Below are 21,219 nucleotides of genomic sequence, written 5' to 3' on the forward strand. Positions count from 1 at the left end.
AAGCTACTTATCCACTCAGCGCACATTTTTTACCTTTCATACTTTCTAGTGCGCACTTAGCGCGCCTGACCCGAGGATTTTCATGCAATTCAAGCCAGCTGTTACCGCTCTGGTCACTGCCGTCGCCCTTGCATCGCTGCTCAGCGGATGTAAAAAGGAAGAGGCGGCCCCCGCCCCACCACCCCCTCAGGTCGGCGTCGTGACGCTGCAGCCACAATCGTTCACCCTGACTTCCGAGCTTCCGGGTCGTACCAGTGCGTTCCGCATTGCCGAAGTCCGCCCGCAGGTCAACGGCATCATTCTCAAGCGCCTGTTCAAGGAAGGCGGCGACGTCAAGGCCGGCCAGCAGCTGTACCAGATCGATCCGGCCGTCTATGAAGCCACGCTGAAAAGCGCCGAAGCCAACCTGCAGCAGACCAAGTCGATTTCCGACCGCTACAAGCTGCTGGTGAAAGAGCAGGCCGTGAGCCGTCAGGAATACGACACGGCGCTGGCCAACCGCATGCAGGCGGAAGCTTCGGTGCAGACTGCCCAGATCAATGTGCGCTACACCAAGGTCTACGCGCCTATCAGCGGTCGCATCGGTCGCTCCAACGTGACCGAAGGTGCCCTGGTCACCAGCGGCCAGACCGACGCCATGGCGGTGATCCAGCAACTCGATCCGATCTATGTCGACGTGACCCAGTCGTCCGTGGAGCTGCTGGAACTGCGCCGCGAACTGGAAAGCGGGCGCCTGCAAAAGGCCGGTGATACCGCCGCGGCGGTCAAGCTGACCCTTGAAGACGGCAGCCAGTACAAGCTGGACGGTAAACTCGAGTTCTCCGAAGTCTCGGTAGACCAGACCACCGGTTCGGTGACCTTGCGCGCCGTGTTCCCCAACCCTGACCACACCCTGCTGCCCGGCATGTTCGTTCACGCCCAGCTGCAGGCCGGTGTGAACAGCGCAGCGATCCTGGCCCCCCAGCAAGGCGTGACTCGCGACCTCAAGGGCGCGCCAACGGCACTGGTCGTGGGCCCGGACAACAAGGTCGAGCTGCGCCAGCTCAAGGCCAGTCGCACCGTGGGCAGCCAGTGGCTGATCGAAGACGGCCTGAAAGCCGGCGATCGACTGATCACCGAAGGGCTGCAGTACGTCAAACCTGGTGTCGAAGTCAAAGCCACTGAAGCGACTAACGTAGGCACCAAGAACCCGGTCCCCGCACAGGCAGCTGACAAGGCCTCCAGCGGCAAAGGGGAGTAACCCATGTCCAGATTTTTTATCGACCGTCCGATTTTCGCCTGGGTAATTGCCCTGGTGATCATGCTGGTCGGGGCACTCTCGATCCTCAAACTCCCGATCAACCAATACCCGAGCATTGCGCCACCGGCCATTGCGATCCAGGTAACCTACCCAGGCGCGTCCGCACAAACCGTGCAGGACACCGTGGTCCAGGTGATCGAGCAACAGCTCAACGGTATCGATAACCTGCGTTATGTCTCCTCGGAAAGTAACTCCGACGGCAGCATGACCATTACCGCGACCTTCGAGCAGGGTACCAACTCCGATACCGCCCAGGTCCAGGTGCAGAACAAGCTGAACCTGGCCACCCCGCTGCTGCCGCAAGAAGTGCAGCAACAGGGGATCCGCGTAACCAAGGCGGTGAAAAACTTCCTGTTGGTCATCGGTGTGGTGTCGCGTGACGGCAGCATGACCAAGGACGACCTGTCCAACTACATCGTGTCCAACATGCAGGATCCGATCTCGCGGACCGCCGGTGTCGGTGACTTCCAGGTCTTCGGTTCCCAGTACGCCATGCGCGTCTGGCTCGATCCGGCCAAGTTGAACAACTTCAACCTGACCCCGGTAGACGTCAAGGCGGCTATCGCGGCGCAGAACATCCAGGTGTCCTCCGGCCAACTGGGCGGCTTGCCTGCTGCACCTGACCAGCAGCTGAACGCTACCATCATCGGCAAAACCCGCCTGCAGACCGCCGAGCAGTTCAACAAGATCCTGCTCAAGGTCAACAAGGACGGCTCGCAAGTGCGTCTGTCCGATGTCGCGGATGTGGGTCTGGGCGGTGAGAACTACAGCATCAACGCTCAGTTCAACGGCGCACCGGCTTCCGGCCTGGCGGTGAAACTGGCCAACGGTGCCAACGCCCTCGATACCGCCAAGGCACTGCGTAACACCATCGAAACGCTCAAGCCCTTCTTCCCGCAAGGAATGGAAGTGGTGTTCCCGTACGACACCACGCCAGTGGTGACCGAATCGATCAAGGGTGTGGTTGAAACCCTGGTCGAAGCGATCGTGCTGGTGTTCCTGGTGATGTTCCTGTTCCTGCAGAATTTCCGCGCCACGGTCATCACCACGATGACGGTGCCGGTGGTACTGCTGGGTACCTTCGGGATTCTCGCGGCGTTCGGTTTCAGCATCAACACCCTGACCATGTTCGGCATGGTGCTGGCCATCGGCTTGCTGGTGGACGATGCCATCGTTGTGGTGGAAAACGTCGAACGGGTCATGAGTGAAGAAGGCCTGTCACCCAAAGAGGCCACCAAGAAATCCATGGGGCAGATCCAGGGTGCACTGGTGGGTATCGCCCTGGTGCTCTCGGCAGTACTGCTGCCAATGGCGTTCTTCAGCGGTTCTACCGGGGTGATCTACAAGCAATTCTCGATCACCATCGTCTCGGCCATGGCCCTGTCGGTACTGGTTGCCCTGATCTTCACGCCGGCGCTTTGCGCAACCATGCTCAAGGCGATTCCGAAAGGCGAACATGGCACCCCGAAACGCGGCTTCTTTGGCTGGTTCAACCGCAGTTTCGACCGCGGCGTCAAAAGCTACGAGCGCGGCGTTGGCAACATGCTCACGCACAAGGCCCCTTACCTGCTGGCCTACGTGATCATCGTGGTCGGCATGATCTGGTTGTTCACCCGCATTCCGACGGCGTTCCTTCCGGAAGAAGACCAGGGCGTACTCTTCGCCCAGGTGCAGACCCCGGCCGGCTCCAGCGCCCAGCGAACCCAGGTGGTGATCGACGAAATGCGCGAATTCCTGCTGCGGCCATCCAAGGACGGCGGCGAAGGCGATGCGGTGGCCTCGGTGTTTACCGTGAACGGCTTCAACTTCGCCGGTCGCGGCCAGAGTTCGGGCTTGGCCTTTATCATGCTCAAACCCTGGGGCGAGCGAAACGCCGATAACAGCGTATTCAACCTGGCCGCCCGGGCCCAAAAGCATTTCTTCTCGTTCCGTGACGCCATGGTGTTCGCCTTCGCGCCACCTGCGGTACTGGAGCTGGGTAACGCCACGGGCTTTGACGTATTCCTCCAGGACCGTGCCGGCATCGGCCACGAAAAACTGATGGAAGCGCGCAACCAGTTCCTCGGCATGGCCGCGCAGAGCAAGGTGCTGTCGCAGGTACGTCCCAACGGCCTGAACGACGAACCGCAATACCAGCTGGAAATCGATGACGAGAAGGCCAGTGCCTTGGGCCTCACGCTCAGCGACATCAACACCACCCTGTCGATTGCCTTGGGCAGTAGCTACGTCAACGACTTCATCGACCGCGGTCGGGTGAAGAAGGTGTACGTGCAAGGCCAGCCTGATTCGCGGATGAGCCCCGAAGACATCAAGAAATGGTACGTACGTAACTCCGAAGGAACCATGGTGCCGTTCTCGGCCTTTGCCAAGGGCCAGTGGATCTACGGCGCACCTAAGCTGTCGCGTTATAACGGTGTAGAGGCGATGGAAATTCTCGGAGCCCCGGCGCCGGGTTATTCCACCGGTGAGGCCATGGCTGAAGTCGAAGCGCTGGCGAAGAAACTCCCGGCGGGTGTAGGGATTTCCTGGACCGGCCTGTCGTACGAGGAACGCCTGTCCGGCTCGCAGGCTCCGGCGCTGTACGCGTTATCGCTGCTGATGGTGTTCCTGTGCCTGGCGGCTCTGTACGAAAGCTGGTCGATTCCGATTGCGGTGATGCTGGTAGTACCTTTGGGGATCATCGGGGCACTGCTGGCGACCAGTCTGCGCGGGCTGTCCAACGACGTTTACTTCCAGGTGGGCCTGTTGACGACTATCGGCCTGGCGGCGAAAAACGCCATCCTGATCGTTGAATTCGCCAAGGAACTGCACGAGCAGGGCAAGAGCCTGCGAGAGGCTGCGATCGAAGCGTGCCGCATGCGTTTGCGCCCGATCATCATGACCTCGCTGGCCTTTGTCCTGGGCGTAGTGCCCCTGGCGATTTCCACTGGTGCCGGCTCAGGTAGCCAACATGCCATCGGTACAGGCGTTATTGGCGGTATGATCACGGCCACGGTCCTGGCGATTTTCTGGGTACCACTGTTCTTCGTTACCGTGTCCTCCATTGGTCAGCGCAAAAAAACCGACCCGGATGACACTACTGAAACTCCTAAAGAGGCTGGCCAATGAGCAAGTCGCTACTCTCCCTGGCAGTCGCCGCGTTCGTACTTGGTGGCTGCTCGCTGATACCCGATTATCAGCAGCCTGAAGCACCGGTGGCGAGCCAGTACCCGCAAGGGCCGGCTTATTCGCCGGCCCAGGCGCCAGGTCAGGCCGCTGCTGAACAGGGCTGGAAGCAGTTTTTCCATGACCCGGTCCTGCAACAGCTGATCCAGGTGGCTCTGGAAAACAACCGTGACCTGCGAGTCGCCGCGTTGAACATCGACGCCTTTGCCGCGCAGTACCGCATCCAGCGTGCGGACCTGTTCCCGGCGGTGTCGGCCAATGGCACTGGCAGCCGCCAGCGCGTTCCGGCCAACGCTTCGCAAACCGGCGAGGCAGGGATCACCAGTTCCTACTCGGCTACGGTCGGCATCAGCGCTTACGAACTCGACCTGTTCGGTCGTGTTCGCAGCCTGAGCGAAGAAGCCCTGCAACAGTACTTCGCCACTGAAGAAGGCCGTCGCAGCACGCAGATCAGCCTGGTGGCCAACGTGGCCAACGCCTACCTGACCTGGCAAGCCGACAAGGAACTGCTCAAGCTGACCCAGGACACCCTTGGTGCGTTCGAGGAGAGCTACAAGCTCACTTCGCGCAGCAACGAGGTGGGCGTCGCCTCGGCACTGGACCTGGCGCAGTCGCGCACCTCGGTTGAAAACGCCCGGGCGCAACTGGCCAAGTACACCCGCCAGGTCGCGCAGGATGAAAACAGCCTGGTGCTGCTGCTCGGTACCGGCCTGCCGGCGAACCTGCAGCCCACCCGGCCCCTGGCTGACGACTTGCTGAGCGATGTACCGCCAGGCCTGCCGTCGGACTTGCTGCAACGGCGCCCGGACATCCTCCAGGCCGAGCGCAACCTCAAGGCCGCCAACGCCAACATCGGCGCCGCGCGGGCTGCGTTCTTCCCGAGTATCAGCCTGACAGCCAATGCCGGTTCCCTGAGCCCGGACCTGTCCGGCCTGTTCAAGGGCGGCTCGGGCACCTGGTTGTTCCAGCCGCAGATCAACCTGCCGATCTTCAACGCCGGCAGCCTGCGTGCCAGCCTGGATTACTCGAAAATCCAGAAAGACATTGGCGTGGCGAACTACGAGAAGTCCATTCAAACGGCGTTCCAGGAAGTCGCCGACGGCCTGGCAGCGCGCCAGACCTACACCCAGCAGCTGCAGGCACAGCGTGATTTCGTCACCGCCAACCAGGACTACTACCGTCTGGCCAAGCGTCGTTATCGTATTGGCGTCGACAGCAACCTGACCTTCCTCGATGCCCAGCGCCAGTTGTTCAGCGCCCAGCAGGTACTGATCACCGATCGTCTGGCCCAGCTGGTCAGCGCAGTTAATCTGTACAAGGCACTGGGTGGTGGCTGGAATGCGCAAACCGCGCAAAACGAGCCGGTCAAAGAAGAAGCGCCTAAGCTAAAGCTGTTCTGATAGCGCTTGTCGCAATATCGAAGCCCACCTGACAGGTGGGCTTTTTGTTGGGCTTCAAGATCAACAGATCGCAGCCTTCGGCAGCTCCTACAGGCATTCGCGCACACCTGTAGGAGCTGCCGAAGGCTGCGATCTTTTGATTCTTTATCGTTCGATAATCGCCCAAAACTCTCAGTCACAGATTGAACTATCTAGTACATTCCGCGCACCATTCGCTCCACAAAACCAATAACCTCCAGGTTCGACCATGTCCCAGCGCCCTGCCCTGTCCGGCTGAAACCGTTTCTCTACCTCCCCGATACGCATCTTCAACTGCAGCCTCAGGTTGCGGCATTCCCCGTTGCATCCCCAATAAATAGAGAGACCCCCTACCCATGACGCCTTCCACTGCGCACTACTTATATCCCAGCCTGATCGCCGTTGCCCTGGCCGCCGCAGCTGGCACCGCGTCCGCCGAGGAATCGGGTTTCGTCGAAGGCGCCAAGGTCAACCTGAACCTGCGCAATTTCTACATCAACCGTAATTTTACCAACCCGACCAAGACCCAGGGCAAGGCTGAAGAGTGGACGCAGAGCTTTATCCTGGATGCGAAATCCGGGTTCACCCAAGGCACCGTCGGGTTTGGCATGGATGTGCTGGGGCTGTACTCGGTGAAGCTCGATGGCGGCAAGGGCACCGGCGGGACTCAGCTGCTACCCCTGGATCAAGACGGCCGCCCCGCTGATAACTTCGGTCGCACGAACGTGGCGTTCAAGGCGAAGCTGTCGCAAACCGAAGTCAAAGTCGGCGAATGGATGCCCGTGCTGCCGGTCCTGCGTTCGGACGACGGCCGATCCCTGCCGCAAACCTTCAGGGGCGGCCAGATCACTTCCAGGGAGTTGGCTGGGCTGACGCTGTACGGTGGGCAGTTCCGCGCCAATAGTCCGCGCGACGACAGCAGCATGATCGACATGTCGATGACCGGGAAGCCGTCTTTCACCTCGGACAGATTCAACTTCCAGGGCGGCGAATATGTGTTTAACGATAAACGCACCCAGCTTGCGCTGTGGAACGCCGAGTTGAAGGACATCTACAGCCAGCAGTTCGTCAATGTGATCCACAGCCAGCCCCTGGGCGACTGGACACTGGGCGCCAACCTCGGATTTTTCTACGGCAATGACGACGGTAGCGCTCGCGCTGGCGAGCTGGACAACAAGACCTGGTCCGGCTTGTTCTCGGCGAAGTATGGCGGCCATACTTTCTACCTGGGCCTGCAGAAACTCACCGGCGATAGCGCCTGGATGCGGGTCAACGGTACCAGCGGCGGTACGCTGGCCAACGACAGTTACAACTCGAGTTACGACAATGCCCGGGAGAAATCCTGGCAACTGCGCCACGACTACAACTTCGTCGCCGTCGGTATGCCCGGGTTGACCTTGATGAACCGCTACATCAGCGGCAGCAACGTCCACACCGGCACGATCACTGATGGCAAGGAATGGGGTCGCGAAAGCGAACTGGGCTACACCGTGCAGAGCGGTGCGCTGAAGGACTTGAACGTCAGATGGCGCAATTCGACCATGCGCCGGGACTACAGCAATAACGAGTTCGATGAGAACCGGCTGATCGTCAGCTACCCGATCAGCCTGTTGTAAGCCTCACCAGCGTCATCGCGGGCAAGCCCGCTCCCACAGGTTTATGTCTTGCGTATGTTTGGGGAATGGCACAAAACCTTGTGGGAGCGGGCTTGCCCGCGATGGCGTCAGTTCAGGCAACAAAAATCACAAAAATCACTCCCGGGACTCAACGCCCAACTCATCCCACACTGACTCGGCCAGGTGGAAAGTCGCATTGGCGGCCGGGATGCCGCAGTAGATCGCGCTCTGCATGATCACTTCCTTGATCTCGCCACGGCTCACCCCGTTATTGGCGGCTGCGCGCAGGTGCAATTTGAGTTCTTCATTGCGATTCATGCCGATCAGCATCGCGATGGTAATCAGGCTGCGGGTATGACGTGGCAGGCCTGGGCGGGTCCAGATGTCGCCCCAGGCATGGCGCGTAATCATTTCCTGGAACTCCGAGTTGAACTCGGTCAGGGCGTTCAGGCTGCGATCGACATGGGCGTCGCCGAGAACCGCACGGCGAACTTTCAGCCCCTCATCGTAACGTTGTTGTTCGTCCACGAAATTCCCCTTATCGAGCTGACAGGAACGCCACGACGCGCTCGCTGAACGCTGTGCCGGCCTGGACGTTTGACAGGTGGGCGGCATGGAACTCGGCGTATTCGGCACCGGCCACGTGCTCCTGGATGAAGTGACTACCCGCTGGCGGCGTGACCGCATCTCCAGAGCCTGCAATGACCAGCAGCGGCACCTTGATCGAGCCCAGTTGATCACGGAAATCGGCATCACGCACAGCTGCGCAATTGGCGGCATAACCTTCAGGCGAAGTGGCTGCGAGCATGTCGGTAATGCGGCTGGCGACAGCAGGATTGGCCGTGGCGAAGTCCGGGGTGAACCAGCGCGCAATCGACGCATCCCGCAGGGCGACCATGGCCGCTGCACCATCACGCAGGACGGTTTCAATGCGCGGGTTCCACACCGACGGATCACCGATTTTCGCTGCGGTGTTGCACACCACCAGCTTGAGCAGGCGATCACCGGCATTGATCCCTAACCACTGGCCGATCAAACCGCCCATGGACAGGCCACAAAAATGCGCGCGCTCGATGTTCAGGGCATCGAGCAGCGCCAGGACGTCGTGCCCCAGTTGCTCAATGCTGTACGGGCCCGGCGTCACCAGGGATTTCCCGTGACCTCGGGTATCGAACCGCAGTACCCGGAAGTGCTCGGTGAACGCGGCCATCTGCGCGTCCCACATGTGCAGGTCGGTGCCCAACGAGTTGGAGAGCACCAGCACCGGCGCATCCTGCGGTCCGTCGAGTTGGTAATGCAGTTCGCCCTCGGCGAGTTGTACAAAAGCCACAGCAATCTCCTTCAGGCAGTTAATGCAGAATGTTCAGCCACCGCTCGCTCGACCCAGGTTCGGGCCTGACCGAGGTAGTGGGCAGGGTCCAACAGATGATCCAGTTCAGCGCCAGACAGCTGGGCAGTGACTTGCGGCTCTTCGCCGAGTACTGCGCGCAGGTGCCGTTGCTGGGCGACAGCACGTTTGCAGCATTGCTCCAGCACATGGTGCGCGGTATCACGTCCCACCCGCTGGGCAAGGACAATGCTCACGGCTTCGGCGAGCACCAGCCCCTGGGTCAGGTCGAGGTTGCGGGTCATGCGTTCGGCGTCCACTTCAAGGCCGGCCGCCATCAGCAGCGCCTGCTTCAGGCTGCCGGACACCAGGCAACAAATCTCTGGCAGGGTTTCCCATTCGGCATGCCACAAGCCCAGGCTGCGCTCGTGCTCTTGCGGCATTGCACTGAACAGGGTCGAGATCAGGCCGGGCACCCGCGTCGCCGCACCGATGAGCACTGCGGCGCCCACCGGATTGCGCTTGTGCGGCATGGTCGAGGAGCCGCCTTTACCGGGTGCCGAGGGCTCGAAAACCTCCCCGGCTTCAGTCTGCATCAGCAGACTGACATCGCGCCCCAACTTGCCCAGGCTGCCGGCGATCAACCCCAGCACGGAACCGAACTCCACCAGGCGATCTCGCTGGGTGTGCCAGGGTTGATCCGGCAAGCCCAGTTGCAGTTCCTTGGCCAGCGCCTGGGCAATCGGCAACGCTTGGTCGCCGAGAGCAGCCAGGGTTCCGGAGGCACCACCAAATTGCAGCACCAGCAGGCGCGGCTTGAGTTCTTGCAGGCGTTGACGGCTGCGGGTCACCGCCCCCAGCCAACCGGCGATTTTCATGCCCAGAGTGACGGGCGTGGCGTGTTGCAGCCAGGTCCGGCCAGCCAACGGCGTGGCAACATAGCGTTCGGCCTGAGTCGAGAGGGTCGCGCCCAGCTGTGCCAGGTCGCATTCGATCAGCTCCAACGCCCGACGCAGTTGCAGCACCAGGCCGGTGTCCATCACGTCCTGGCTGGTTGCGCCAAGATGCACATAACGTTCGGCGTCGGCATCGGTCGCCGCGATCTGTTTGCCCAGGGCTTTAACCAGTGGGATCGCCGAGTTACCCGCCGTGGCGATGGCCTCGCCGAGCGTTGCAAAGTCGTAGAGTCCGGCCCGGCAAGCCGCCTGGATCGGCGCCACAGCGGTCTGCGGGATCAGGCCGACAGTTGCCTCGGCCCGAGCCAGCGCCGCCTCGAAGTCGAGCATTGCCTGGACGCGCCCCTGATCGCAGAACACGTCGCGCATATCGCGGGCAGTGAAATAGGCATCGAACAACTGATTGCCCGGTCGCTCGTTCATAAACTTTCCCTGCAAGCGTGGGCCGTTCAGGCCCACGGGTAAATATCAAAGGTCGTGGTGCAGGTATTTCGCCTGTTTCGGCAGGCGCAGGCTGAACAGGAACGCCACCGCCATCATCACCGTCACGTACCAGTAAAAAGAGTTTTCCATGCCCACGGCCTTGAGGCTCAACGCCACATACTCGGCCGAACCACCGAAAATTGCATTCGCCACCGCATACGCCAGGCCCACGCCTAATGCGCGTACTTCCGGCGGGAACATCTCCGCTTTAACCAAGCCACTGATGGAGGTGTAGAAACTCACGATCGCCAGTGCCACGGTAATCAACACAAACGCCAGGAAAGGACTGCTGACACTTTTCAGGCTGAGCAGGATCGGCACGGTGCACAGGGTCCCGAGGGCGCCGAACCAGAGCATCGAGTTGCGCCGGCCGATCTTGTCCGCGAGCATGCCGAACAGCGGCTGCATGCACATGTACAGGAACAGCGCGCCGGTCATGATGTAGCTGGCCGTCTTGGCATGCATGCCGGCGGTATTCACCAGGTATTTCTGCATGTACGTGGTAAACGTGTAGAAAATCAGCGAACCACCGGCGGTGTAGCCCAGCACGGTGATAAACGCCGCTTTATGATCACGGAACAGCGCACGAATACTGCCGGCGTCCTTGTTCTCGCGCATTTCCTTGCTGGTGGTTTCCTTCAACGAACGGCGCAGGAAAAGCGAAATCAGCGCCGCCACCGCACCCACCACGAACGGGATCCGCCAGCCGTAGGCACGCAGGTCATCCTCGGTGAGAAATTGCTGCAGCACCACGACCAGCGACACCGCGAGCAACTGGCCGCCAATCAGCGTCACGTACTGGAACGAGGCGAAGAATCCGCGCTGGCCCTTGAGAGCGACTTCACTCATGTAGGTAGCGGTGGTGCCGTATTCGCCGCCAACCGACAGGCCCTGCAGCAAACGGGCGAACAGCAGCATGATCGGCGCCCAGACGCCAATGTCCTTGTAGGTCGGCAGGCAGGCAATGAGCAAGGAGCCGAAGCACATCATCAGAATCGATATCAGCATCGAATTCTTGCGCCCGTGCTTGTCCGCGACGCGACCGAAGATCCAGCCGCCGATGGGCCGCATCAGGAACCCGGCAGCGAACACGCCCGCGGTGTTGACCAGTTGCACGGTCGGGTTGTCGGACGGGAAGAACGCCGGGGCGAAGTAGATGGCGCAGAAGGCGTAGACGTAGAAGTCGAACCATTCAACGAGGTTGCCCGACGAGGCGCCAACAATTGCGAAGATTCGTTTTTTACGCTCTTCGCCGGTGTAGTGCGCTGGAGTAGCGGTGGGGGTTGTCATTGTTTTTCACTCTTTGGGGACAGTGACAGTCTAGACATACTTTGCAACAGTCCCGTTCCGCAGATGCATCAGGCAAGGCAATCCCGTGTGGGCAACCCGCACGGGATTAGCATTTGCGGGGTGCTCAATAATCGAAGAACACCGTCTCCGCTTCAGTGCCCTGCAAAATTACATTCCACTGGTACACGCCCGCCGCGTCCTGCTTCGCCAGCAAGGTGCTGCGGCGCTCCGCAGGTACGCACTCCAGCAGCGAATCATCAACGTTCGCCGGCTCGCCATCGAAGTAAATCCGTGTCAGCAGATGCTTCACCAGCCCGCGGGCGAACACCAGCACCACCAGATGCGGCGCCTGGGTCGTGCCTTTCAGACCTTGCACGGTACCTGGCTTGATCGTGGTAAAGCGGAAGCGCCCCTGGGCATCCACCGGTACCCGGCCAAAGCCTTCGAAGTTCGGGTCCAGCGCCTTGGCCTGGTCATCTTCCGGGTGATCGTATTTGCCAGCGGCATTGGCCTGCCAGATTTCCAGCATGGCGTCGTTGACGAAGTCTCCGTTGCCGTCCACCACCTGCCCGCTGATCGCGACGCGCTGGCCCAAGGTCTGTTCGACGGTCAGGTCTTCGCGGTTCAGCCACGTCAGGCCGATGTGGTAATAGGGTCCGACGGTGTGGGATGTGGTCGCGTTGAGCGTCATCTTATTTCTCCATCGGCGTGGCTTCGCGGCCGCGCAAAACGATGTCCCAGCGGTAACCGAGGGCATAGGAAGGGATGGTTTTCTCCAGATCGAAACTGGCGATCAAGCGCTCTTTGGCGCTGGTATCCGGTACGCAGTTGTAGATCGGGTCATACGCCAGCAGCGGGTCGCCCGGGAAGTACATCTGGGTGACCAGACGCGTCAGGATGCTTGGCCCGAACAGCGAGAAATGGATATGCGCAGGGCGCCAGGCATTGTGGTGGTTGCCCCACGGATAAGCACCCGGCTTGATGGTCTGGAACTGGTACCAGCCTTCAGCATCGGTCACGGTGCGACCGGTGCCGGTGAAGTTCGGGTCCAGCGGCGCGTCGTGCAGGTCACGCGCATGGTTATAGCGCCCGGCGGCGTTGGCCTGCCAGATTTCCACCAGGATACCCGGCACCGGCAGGCCGTCTTCGTCCAGCACGCGACCATGGACAATGATGCGCTCACCCTGGGGTTCGCCCGAATGTTGCGCGGTCAGGTCGTTGTCCTGGGCTTGGATACGCTCGGCACCGATGGTCGGACCGGTGATTTCCGACAACGAGTGCGGCAAAAACACCAACGGCTGCGACGGCGCGCGCAGGTTGGTGGATTGATAGGCCGGGTGCAGGTAGGCCGGTTGAGTGCCCTCCTGCGGGCGGCGGTAACCAGGCTTGTCAGTCATTACGCTTTCCTCTGTTCTTGTTAGCTGACGCGTTCAATCGCCAGGGCCAGGCCTTGGCCGACGCCGACACACATGGTCGCCAGGCCCTTGCTGCCGCCGGTTTTTTCCAGTTGATGCAAGGCCGTGAGTACCAGGCGCGCACCGCTCATGCCTAACGGATGGCCCAGGGCAATGGCGCCGCCGTTCGGGTTGACCTGAGGTGCGTCGTCCGCCAACCCCAGCTCGCGCAGGACGGCGAGGCCCTGGCTGGCAAATGCTTCGTTGAGTTCGATCACGTCGAAGTCGCTGACGGCCAGGCCCAGGCGTTCGGTCAATTTGCGCACCGCCGGCACCGGGCCGATGCCCATGACCCGAGGTGCAACACCGGCACTCGACATCCCCAGCACTTTCGCACGAGCCGTCAGGCCGTGTTTCCTTACAGCGTCGGCCGATGCCAGGATCAATGCCGCTGCGCCGTCGTTTACGCCTGAAGCGTTGCCGGCAGTAACCGTTTTGTCCGCACCGTTAACCGGTTTGAGCCTGGCCAGGGTTTCCAGGGTGGTGTCGCCGCGAGGATGCTCGTCCTGGCTGACCACTGTTTCACCCTTTTTGTGGGCAATGCGCACTTCGATGATTTCTTCTGCGAAATAGCCGGCTGCCTGGGCAGCGGCGGTCCGTTGCTGGCTGCGCAGGGCGAACGCGTCCTGATCTTCGCGCGAGACTTCATAATCGTCGGCGACGTTGTCAGCAGTCTGCGGCATTGCATCCACACCGTACTGGGCTTTCATCAACGGGTTGATGAAACGCCAGCCGATAGTGGTGTCTTCCAGCTTCATGCTGCGAGAAAACGCGGCATCGGCCTTGCCCATCACGAACGGTGCCCGGGACATCGACTCCACCCCGCCGGCGATGGCCAGTTCCATTTCACCACTGGCAATCGCCCGAAACGCGGTGCCGATGGCGTCCATACCCGAAGCGCAGAGACGGTTGAGCGTAACGCCCGGAATGGACTCCGGCAGCCCGGCCAACAGCAAGGCCATGCGTGCGACGTTGCGGTTGTCTTCGCCGGCCTGGTTGGCACAGCCGAGGAATACCTCGTCCACTGCGCTCCAGTCGACTGATGGATTGCGCGCCATCAACGCCTTGATCGGCACGGCGGCCAAGTCATCAGCGCGGACCGCCGACAGTCCGCCACCGAAGCGGCCGATAGGGGTACGAATCGCGTCGCAGATATAAACGTCACGCATCAGGCTTCTCCGGGGGCTTGGCCGTGGGCCGCTGCGGTGCGGGCTTCCAGATCCCTGAGCGCCTTGAGTTCGACTTCAGTAGGCTCGGCGGTGTGCTCGACGGTTTCGGCGAAACGAATGGCCCAGCCGGTGGCCGCTACCACTTGTTCGCGGGTCACGCCTGGGTGCAATGCGGTCACCACGAATTCGTGAGTGCCCTCTTCAGGTTCCATGATGCACAGGTCGGTAATGATTCCTACAGGACCGGCACCCGGCAGGCCCAGGCGTTTACGCGAATCGCCGCCCTCGCCATGACCCACCGAGGTGATGAAGTCCAGCTTGTCGACGAACGAGCGTGACGACTGTTTGAGGATAATCAGTACGCTCTTGGCCGAGCCGGCAATTTCCGGAGCACCGCCGGCACCCGGCAGACGGACCTTTGGTGAATGGTAGTCGCCGACCACGGTGGTATTGATGTTGCCGAAGCGATCGACTTGCGCGGCGCCGAGGAAGCCGACGTCGATGCGCCCGCCCTGCAGCCAGTAGCGAAAGATCTCACCGGTGGGGACGACAGTGTCAGCAGTTTCCGCCAACTCACCGTCACCAATGGACAGCGGCAGCACACTGGGCTTGGCACCGATCGGGCCGGATTCGTAGATCAGCACGACATCAGGCGACGATGTCAGGCGTGCCAGGTTGGCGGCTTTGGAAGGCAGGCCGATGCCGACGAAACACACCGAACCGTTTTTCAGGCGGCGGGCGGCAGCGACGGTCATCATTTCATTGGTGGTGTAAGTCATTACTTGGCCTCCGAAGCAGCGGCCAGCTTGGCCTGGAACTCGCTGAAGTCAGCGCTACCGTGGATGTATTCGTTGATCCATGCGGTGAAAGTCTCACGGTCACGGGCGATCGGATCCCAGGCCTGGTAAAAGCGGTTGTCCCGCTCGTTGTACCCATGGGCGTAGGACGGATGCGCACCGCCCGGTACGTGGCAGACCGCGCTGAGCGCCCAGGTGGGCAGCACGCAGGAGTTCATCGGCGCGTTCAGGTCGTCGACGATTTCTTCAACGGTGACGATGCAACGCTTGGCTGCCAGCGCGGCTTCTTTCTGCACCCCAAGAATACCCCAGAGCAATACGTTGCCCTTGCGATCGGCTTTCTGTGCATGGATCACGGTGATGTCCGGGCGTACCGAAGGCACCGCGGCCAATACTTCGCCAGTGAAGGGGCAAGTGACCGTCTTGATCAGCGGATTGACCTTGGGCAAGTCGGAGCCGGCGTAGGCGCGCAGCACTGCGAAAGGCAGCCCGGAGGCGCCGGCAACGTAGGCGTTGGCCAGGTCGGCATGGCTGTGTTCTTCGATTTCCAGCGGGTGTGGCCACTGCTTCTCGACCGCGTCACGCAAACGGTGCAGCGAGCCAACACCAGGGTTGCCGCCCCAGGAGAAAATCAGCTTGCGCGCGCATCCGGCTCCGATCAACTGGTCGTAGATCAGGTCAGGTGTCATCCGTACCAGCGTCAGGTCTTTCTTGCCCTGGCGAATGATTTCGTGACCCGCCGCCGTAGGGATCAGGTGAGTGAAGCCTTCGAGTGCGACGGTATCGCCGTCGTTTACGAATTGCTTCACTGCTTCGTGCAGCGAAAGGATTTCAGCCATGGGGCAGGCTCCCGTTTTGTAATGAACCGACAGTGGATGAAAAGGGCGCGATGCGCAGCGCCGGAGTCACTGAAGAGTAAGCCTGCGCAATGGGCCAAACAATCCGATAATCGACTGAGTGTTCGTTTATCGAACAGATTGTTGTTCGGCTATCGTTTGCGCGGCCCGCTAAAGATCGCCGCCTGCGGCAGCTCCTGCCGGACTTCGCGCACACGTAGAAGCTGCCGCAGGCGGCGATCTTTAGCGGGCCGCAACCCGGTTCAGGTCGCATCCGCATGACTGACCATGCCCTTGATCACCACCGCCGCCGTCGCCAATGCCGCCGGTATCACCAGCGCCGTCAGCACCTGCTCGAAGTTCCAGCCCAGGCCCAGCAACGTCGCACCCATCCATGCGCCGAGAATCGCGCCGAAGCGACCAATACCCAGCATCCACGAGACGCCGGTCGCCCGCCCCTGTGTCGGGTAAAACCGCGCCGCCAGCGACGGCATGGCCGACTGCGCACCGTTAACGCACATCCCGGCCACCAGCACCAAGGTCGCCAACAGAGTGATGTTGCCCAGGCTCTGTCCCACCGCGTAGGCAAACACCCCGGCCAGCAGGTAGAAAGTGCCAATGACCTTGTGCGGATTGAAGCGATCCATCGCCCAGCCCACTCCTACGGCGCTCAATACCCCGCCGAACTGAAACAACGCGCCGATGAAGGCGGCCTGTTCCATGCTGGCGCCGCTATCGCGCATCAAGGTCGGTAACCAGCTGGTCAGCAGGTAGACAATCACCAGCCCCATGAAATAGGTGAGCCACAACAGCAACGTGCCGGTGCTGTAGGTACCGTTGAAGATCACCGCAAACACGTTGCGGGCTTTGACGGTTTTCTGTTCCGGCACACTGAAGCTTGCAGCCTGGGCGACAACGACCGGGTCGATGGGCGCCAGGGTCTTGCGCACTTTATCGGTGCCGCGATTGCGTACCACCAGGTAACGCGCCGATTCCGGTAACCAGAACAACAAGACAACGGCGAGGATCAGCGGCAGGACCCCGCCAATCAACAACAGGCTGTGCCAGCCGAACATGGGGATCAGCTTGGCCGAGATGAACCCGCCGCCCGCCATGCCCAGGTTGAAACCGCAGAACATACTGGTCACCAGCAAGGATTTTTTGCGCTCCGGGGTGTACTCCGACAGCAGTGTGGTCGCGTTAGGCATCCCGGCACCCAGGCCCAGGCCCGTGAGAAACCGCAATACCAGCAGTTGGTCGACGTTGGTGCTGTAGGCCGACGCGAGGCTGAATGCGCCGAACAGCACCACCGCACCGACCAGCACTACTTTGCGTCCGAAGCGGTCAGCCAGCGGGCCGGAGCCCAATGCGCCAAACACCATGCCGATCAGCGCGGCACTCATTACCGGGCCGAGGCTGGCCCGATCGATCCCCCAGTCCTGGGACAGGGCCGGCGCGATGAAACCCATGGCCGCCGTGTCAAGGCCATCGAGGAAGACAATCAGGAAACACAGGATCACCACTCGCCACTGGTAGCGTGAAATGGGTTGGGCATTGATGAAGGACTGCACGTCGAGGCAGTTACCTACAACAGACTGGGGCTGGTTCATTATTTTTATTCCACGCAAGAACGCAGTCGAACAGGTGCCAGCCTTGTGCTGGCGCTGCGGCGACATTAATGATCCCGGGGAAACAGCGTCAATTCGATAAACGCGAGTCTGTGCGTTTATCGAACACTTCGCAGCTGTGGGCTAGGCAAAGAGCTGACTGCTGAGGTCGCGGCTGGCACTGAGCAGGCCAGGCAGGAATCGCTGTTCGAGTTCGTTGCGACTGACCCGGCCAGCGTGGGTGCTGACGTTTAATGCCGCCACCACCTGCCCGGAGGCGTCATACACGGGAACGGCGATCGAGCGCAGGCCTTGTTCGAGTTCCTGGTCGACGATGCACCAGCCCTGTTGCCGTACCTCTTGCAAACATTCGAGCAAGGCTTCGGGGGTGTGCAGGGTGCGGCTGGTCTTGGCCTGTAACTCGGCGTGATCGAGGTACTCGCGCAGCGAAGTGTCGTCCAGTGCGGCCAACAGGATTCTGCCCATCGAGGTGCAATAGGCGGGAAGCCGCCCGCCCACCGAGAGGTCGACCGAGATCAGCCGTTGGGTGGTCGCCGAGCGCGCGATGTACAAAATGTCATCGCCCTCCAGCGTGGCCATGTTGCAGGCCTCGTGCAGTTGCTCGCTCATGCGGTCCAGATATGGCTGGGCGGAGACCGCCAGCGGCGTGGATGACAGGTAGGCATGGCCGAGCGTCAGGACTTTGGGTAGCAGTGAATAGGTGCGCCCGTCCGTGGTGGCGTAGCCGAGCTTGATCAGCGTGTGCAGGCAACGTCGCACTGCAGCGCGAGGTATTTCCGTGCGGTGGCTGATTTGGGCAATGGTCAGGTGGCGCTTGCGCTCCTGGAAGGCCTGCACAACCGCCAGGCCGCGGGCCAGCGACGTCATGAAATCCGGGTCACCGGTCAGCGCCTGGATGCGTTTGGCGGGAGACGCGACTATGGGCGGCGCCACTGAAGCGAAGGAGTTGCGCATTTGGTCGTTCATATCAGGTCCTTTTCCCACACGATTCGGGAGCCATTACAAGCGGCTCCGGTACGGTGCACAAGAGACACCGGTCAACATCGGGCGATTATCGAACCATCAACCGATTATCGCAAACCTCTGCCGGTCACACAGCTGACGAGCCCCGGGAGTTTTCCTGGAACGGAACTCTCGTACAACTAAGGCTGGGCAATTGCCTGCGAACTTGCCGGCTACAATGGCGTCAGAAAGACAGCGTCACAAAATACATACCCTGAACGGCCTAGTTCAGGGTAAAACTTATGTGGTATTAAACAAACTTTGCGCAATATCTTGTTTTAACGGTTTAGAGATAGTGTTCTCCGAAACGGCCGCTATAATACAATTCAATGGCGACTCGGCTACTCACCTGCCGAGTCCACCATTGGGTGGCGCAATGTTCCATTGTCGCCCCCAGCAGCAAGCGCCTGCCGCTGATCACTGGATTCAACGCCAATGCGCTCGCTGAAACTGGAGACTGATGCTACGTCAGCTGTTTATCTCTGGTGCCGTGGCCGCCTGTAACCCGTATTGAATGCTCTCGCCAACGAAAACCTCCCGGGTTGACGCCGACTGCACTCGATACCGCTGTGCAGTGCGTTTCACCAGAATCAATCTCAACTCATACAGGTAGCACTGTGACGAAAGACGAACTGCGCGCGGAACTTGAGCGCCAGGAACAACGTTACAAGGAAGTTTACGGCGGGGAAGTCACCACCTACGCCGCACAGCCCGAACCGGAACGTAAACCCTGGCGTAAACGCGCCACCGTTCAGGATCAGGCGTTCAGCCAGGAACTGCAAAAGATGGAAAAGGAACTCAAAGCCGAAGAGCCATGAATCGCCGGGCTTTGATCTTTCCAGGGGTCTGGATGCGGGCCTGCTAAAAGCGGCTTGAGTCGATGATGCCTTCGCGCCCGCTACGAGCGGGCAGCGGCTACCTTGTCCACCGGATGAGGTGACAGGTTCATTTCTGACCCTTATTTCAGAAATTTCCTACGGGTGTTCATATTTTTCCGGTTGCTCGGAGAAACCCTGTGTGTGCAGCCTTTACCTTAAGATTCAACGACCTGCAAAACCCGCCGAGGCACCGCTAAGCGCAAACTAAATCGTTGAAGAATGTTACCGATGAGCAGCTAGTGCATCGATTTCCATCCTTTTCTGGCATAATCGCGCCCCCTTACGACCGGGTCAGAAAACCTTCATGATCGATTTATTCAGCGGACTGGATGCTTGGGTGCTCGTGAGCCTCTTGCTCGCCCTGGCCTTTGTCCTCGCCTTCGAGTTCATCAACGGCTTTCATGACACCGCTAACGCGGTGGCCACCGTTATTTACACCAAAGCCATGCCGCCCCATCTGGCGGTGTTCTTTTCCGGTGTGTTCAACTTTCTCGGCGTGCTGCTGGGCGGTGTCGGCGTGGCGTATGCCATCGTCCATCTGCTGCCGGTAGAACTGCTGATCAATGTGAACACCGGTCACGGGCTGGCCATGGTGTTCTCGCTGCTTGCCGCAGCCATCACCTGGAACCTGGGCACCTGGTACTTCGGCATCCCGGCCTCCAGCTCCCACACGTTGATCGGTTCGATCCTCGGTGTCGGCCTGGCCAACGCCCTGATCAACGACATTCCGCTGGCAGACGGTGTGAACTGGCAGAAAGCGATCGACATCGCCGCCTCCCTCGTCTTCTCGCCAATGGCCGGTTTCCTGATCGCCGCACTGATTCTGATCGGCCTGAAATGGTGGCGCCCGCTGTCGAAAATGCACAAGACGCCGGAACAGCGCCGCAAGATCGACGACAAAAAACACCCGCCTTTCTGGAACCGCCTGGTCCTGGTTATTTCGGCCATGGCCGTAAGCTTCGTGCACGGTTCCAACGACGGCCAGAAAGGTATCGGCCTGATCATGCTGGTGCTGATCGGTATCGTCCCGGCGCAATTCGTACTCGACCTGGGCAGCACCACTTACCAGATCGAACGGACTCGCGACGCGACCCTGCATTTGAGCCAGTTCTACAAGCGCAATGCCGATACCCTGGGCGAGTTCCTGGCCCTGGGCAAGAGCGTGGAAGGCGATCTGCCGGAGAAATTCCGGTGCAACCCGCAACAGACCGAACCGACCATCACCGCCCTGCTCGGCACTTTGAAAGGTGTTTCCGACTACCACTCGCTGCCGTCGGACAGTCGCATCGAAGTACGTCGCTACCTGCTCTGCCTGGATGACACGGCGAAGAAAGTCAGCAAATTGCCTGGCCTGGCCGCCCGTGAAAAGGCCGACCTGGACAAGCTGCGCAAGGACTTGACCACCACCACCGAATACGCCCCGTTCTGGGTCATCCTGGCGGTCGCCCTGGCGCTGGGCCTGGGCACCATGGTTGGCTGGAAGCGCGTGGTACTGACCATCGGCGAGAAAATCGGCAAGCAGGGCATGACCTATTCCCAGGGCATGTCGGCGCAGATCACCACCGCGAGCCTGATCGGCATGGCAAACATCTTCAGCCTGCCGGTTTCCACCACTCACGTGCTGTCCTCGGGCGTGGCCGGTACCATGGTCGCGAACAAGAGTGGCCTGCAAGGCGGCACCGTGAAAACCATCCTGCTGGCCTGGGTGTTGACCCTGCCGGCAACGGTAGGCTTGTCGGCCGGCCTGTTCTGGCTGGCGTCGAAGGCGCTGGGTAGCTGATAGTCAGCGGCACAAAAAAGGCGCGTCCCGTGAGGTTCGCGCCTTTTTTATGCCTGCAAACAACCATCAACCCTACGTAGCCCCGGCCGTTTCGCGGGCAAAAAAAAGGGCAACCGAAGT

General features: G+C 60.6%; 17 protein-coding genes. 6 read left to right on the forward strand and 11 right to left on the reverse strand.

The annotated features are described in order from the left end of the window. The first annotated feature begins 82 nt into the window (after positions 1-82). The 4 genes from HYI44_RS18090 (at position 83) to HYI44_RS18105 (ending at position 7,499) form a co-directional block, all read left to right on the forward strand. Positions 83-1,240, forward strand: coding sequence for an efflux RND transporter periplasmic adaptor subunit (locus tag HYI44_RS18090; RefSeq protein ID WP_122837767.1), 1,158 nt, complete (start codon positions 83-85; stop codon positions 1,238-1,240). 3 nt (positions 1,241-1,243) lie between these two features. Continuing rightward, positions 1,244-4,408 (forward strand): efflux RND transporter permease subunit EmhB, encoded by a 3,165-nt coding sequence (emhB, locus tag HYI44_RS18095; protein WP_122837766.1) that lies wholly within the window; start codon positions 1,244-1,246, stop codon positions 4,406-4,408. After that, complete coding sequence (gene emhC / locus HYI44_RS18100) at positions 4,405-5,865, forward strand: efflux RND transporter outer membrane subunit EmhC (RefSeq protein ID WP_225570122.1); 1,461 nt, start codon at positions 4,405-4,407, stop codon at positions 5,863-5,865. Before emhB ends, emhC begins: the two co-directional genes overlap by 4 nt. A 374-nt stretch (positions 5,866-6,239) precedes the next feature. Beyond that, positions 6,240-7,499 carry an OprD family porin gene (locus HYI44_RS18105; RefSeq protein ID WP_122837764.1) on the forward strand — a complete coding sequence of 420 codons (1,260 nt, stop codon included), beginning with the start codon at positions 6,240-6,242 and terminating at the stop codon, positions 7,497-7,499. A 135-nt stretch (positions 7,500-7,634) separates the two neighbouring features. On the opposite strand, the gene pcaC is transcribed toward HYI44_RS18105, so the two are convergent. The 11 genes from pcaC to pcaR all read right to left on the reverse strand — a co-directional run bounded on the left by pcaC (position 7,635) and on the right by pcaR (position 18,405). Then, entirely contained in the window at positions 7,635-8,027 is a 393-nt protein-coding gene (pcaC, locus tag HYI44_RS18110; RefSeq protein WP_045061037.1) for a 4-carboxymuconolactone decarboxylase, read from the reverse strand. Between the two features lie 10 nt (positions 8,028-8,037). Beyond that, positions 8,038-8,829: a 3-oxoadipate enol-lactonase gene (gene pcaD / locus HYI44_RS18115; protein ID WP_225570123.1), complete on the reverse strand. Its 792-nt coding sequence runs from the start codon at positions 8,827-8,829 to the stop codon at positions 8,038-8,040. 11 nt (positions 8,830-8,840) lie between these two features. After that, a complete protein-coding gene (locus HYI44_RS18120; protein WP_225570124.1) occupies positions 8,841-10,205 on the reverse strand; it encodes a 3-carboxy-cis,cis-muconate cycloisomerase in 1,365 nt (454 codons plus the stop codon). A 45-nt stretch (positions 10,206-10,250) separates the two neighbouring features. Then, positions 10,251-11,555: an MFS family transporter gene (locus HYI44_RS18125; RefSeq protein WP_122837761.1), complete on the reverse strand. Its 1,305-nt coding sequence runs from the start codon at positions 11,553-11,555 to the stop codon at positions 10,251-10,253. Positions 11,556-11,679: 124 nt separating this feature from the next. Continuing rightward, a complete protein-coding gene (pcaG, locus tag HYI44_RS18130) occupies positions 11,680-12,246 on the reverse strand; it encodes a protocatechuate 3,4-dioxygenase subunit alpha (protein WP_122837760.1) in 567 nt (188 codons plus the stop codon). 1 nt (position 12,247) lies between these two features. Then, entirely contained in the window at positions 12,248-12,952 is a 705-nt protein-coding gene (gene pcaH / locus HYI44_RS18135; RefSeq protein ID WP_045061042.1) for a protocatechuate 3,4-dioxygenase subunit beta, read from the reverse strand. 20 nt (positions 12,953-12,972) lie between these two features. Beyond that, positions 12,973-14,181, reverse strand: coding sequence for a 3-oxoadipyl-CoA thiolase (gene pcaF, locus HYI44_RS18140; RefSeq protein ID WP_225570196.1), 1,209 nt, complete (start codon positions 14,179-14,181; stop codon positions 12,973-12,975). Next, the gene (locus HYI44_RS18145) at positions 14,178-14,957 is read right to left on the reverse strand and encodes a CoA-transferase subunit beta (protein ID WP_045061044.1); all 780 of its coding nucleotides are present in this window, start codon (positions 14,955-14,957) and stop codon (positions 14,178-14,180) included. Before HYI44_RS18145 ends, pcaF begins: the two co-directional genes overlap by 4 nt. Beyond that, on the reverse strand, positions 14,957-15,814 hold the full coding sequence (locus tag HYI44_RS18150; protein ID WP_045061045.1) for a CoA transferase subunit A: 858 nt from the start codon (positions 15,812-15,814) through the stop codon (positions 14,957-14,959). Before HYI44_RS18150 ends, HYI44_RS18145 begins: the two co-directional genes overlap by 1 nt. A gap of 260 nt (positions 15,815-16,074) precedes the next feature. After that, positions 16,075-17,421 carry an MFS transporter gene (locus tag HYI44_RS18155; protein WP_122837756.1) on the reverse strand — a complete coding sequence of 449 codons (1,347 nt, stop codon included), beginning with the start codon at positions 17,419-17,421 and terminating at the stop codon, positions 16,075-16,077. A gap of 141 nt (positions 17,422-17,562) precedes the next feature. Continuing rightward, complete coding sequence (gene pcaR / locus HYI44_RS18160) at positions 17,563-18,405, reverse strand: pca regulon transcriptional regulator PcaR (RefSeq protein ID WP_122837755.1); 843 nt, start codon at positions 18,403-18,405, stop codon at positions 17,563-17,565. 653 nt (positions 18,406-19,058) lie between these two features. Here pcaR and HYI44_RS18165 point away from each other — a divergent pair. Then, complete coding sequence (locus HYI44_RS18165) at positions 19,059-19,259, forward strand: hypothetical protein (protein ID WP_007903846.1); 201 nt, start codon at positions 19,059-19,061, stop codon at positions 19,257-19,259. Positions 19,260-19,623: 364 nt separating this feature from the next. Continuing rightward, positions 19,624-21,099 carry an inorganic phosphate transporter gene (locus HYI44_RS18170; protein ID WP_205893099.1) on the forward strand — a complete coding sequence of 492 codons (1,476 nt, stop codon included), beginning with the start codon at positions 19,624-19,626 and terminating at the stop codon, positions 21,097-21,099. Positions 21,100-21,219 lie beyond the last annotated feature (120 nt).

It is taken from the genome of Pseudomonas sp. Y24-6 (assembly GCF_020295325.1).
Taxonomy (GTDB): Bacteria; Pseudomonadota; Gammaproteobacteria; order Pseudomonadales; family Pseudomonadaceae; genus Aquipseudomonas; species Aquipseudomonas gregormendelii.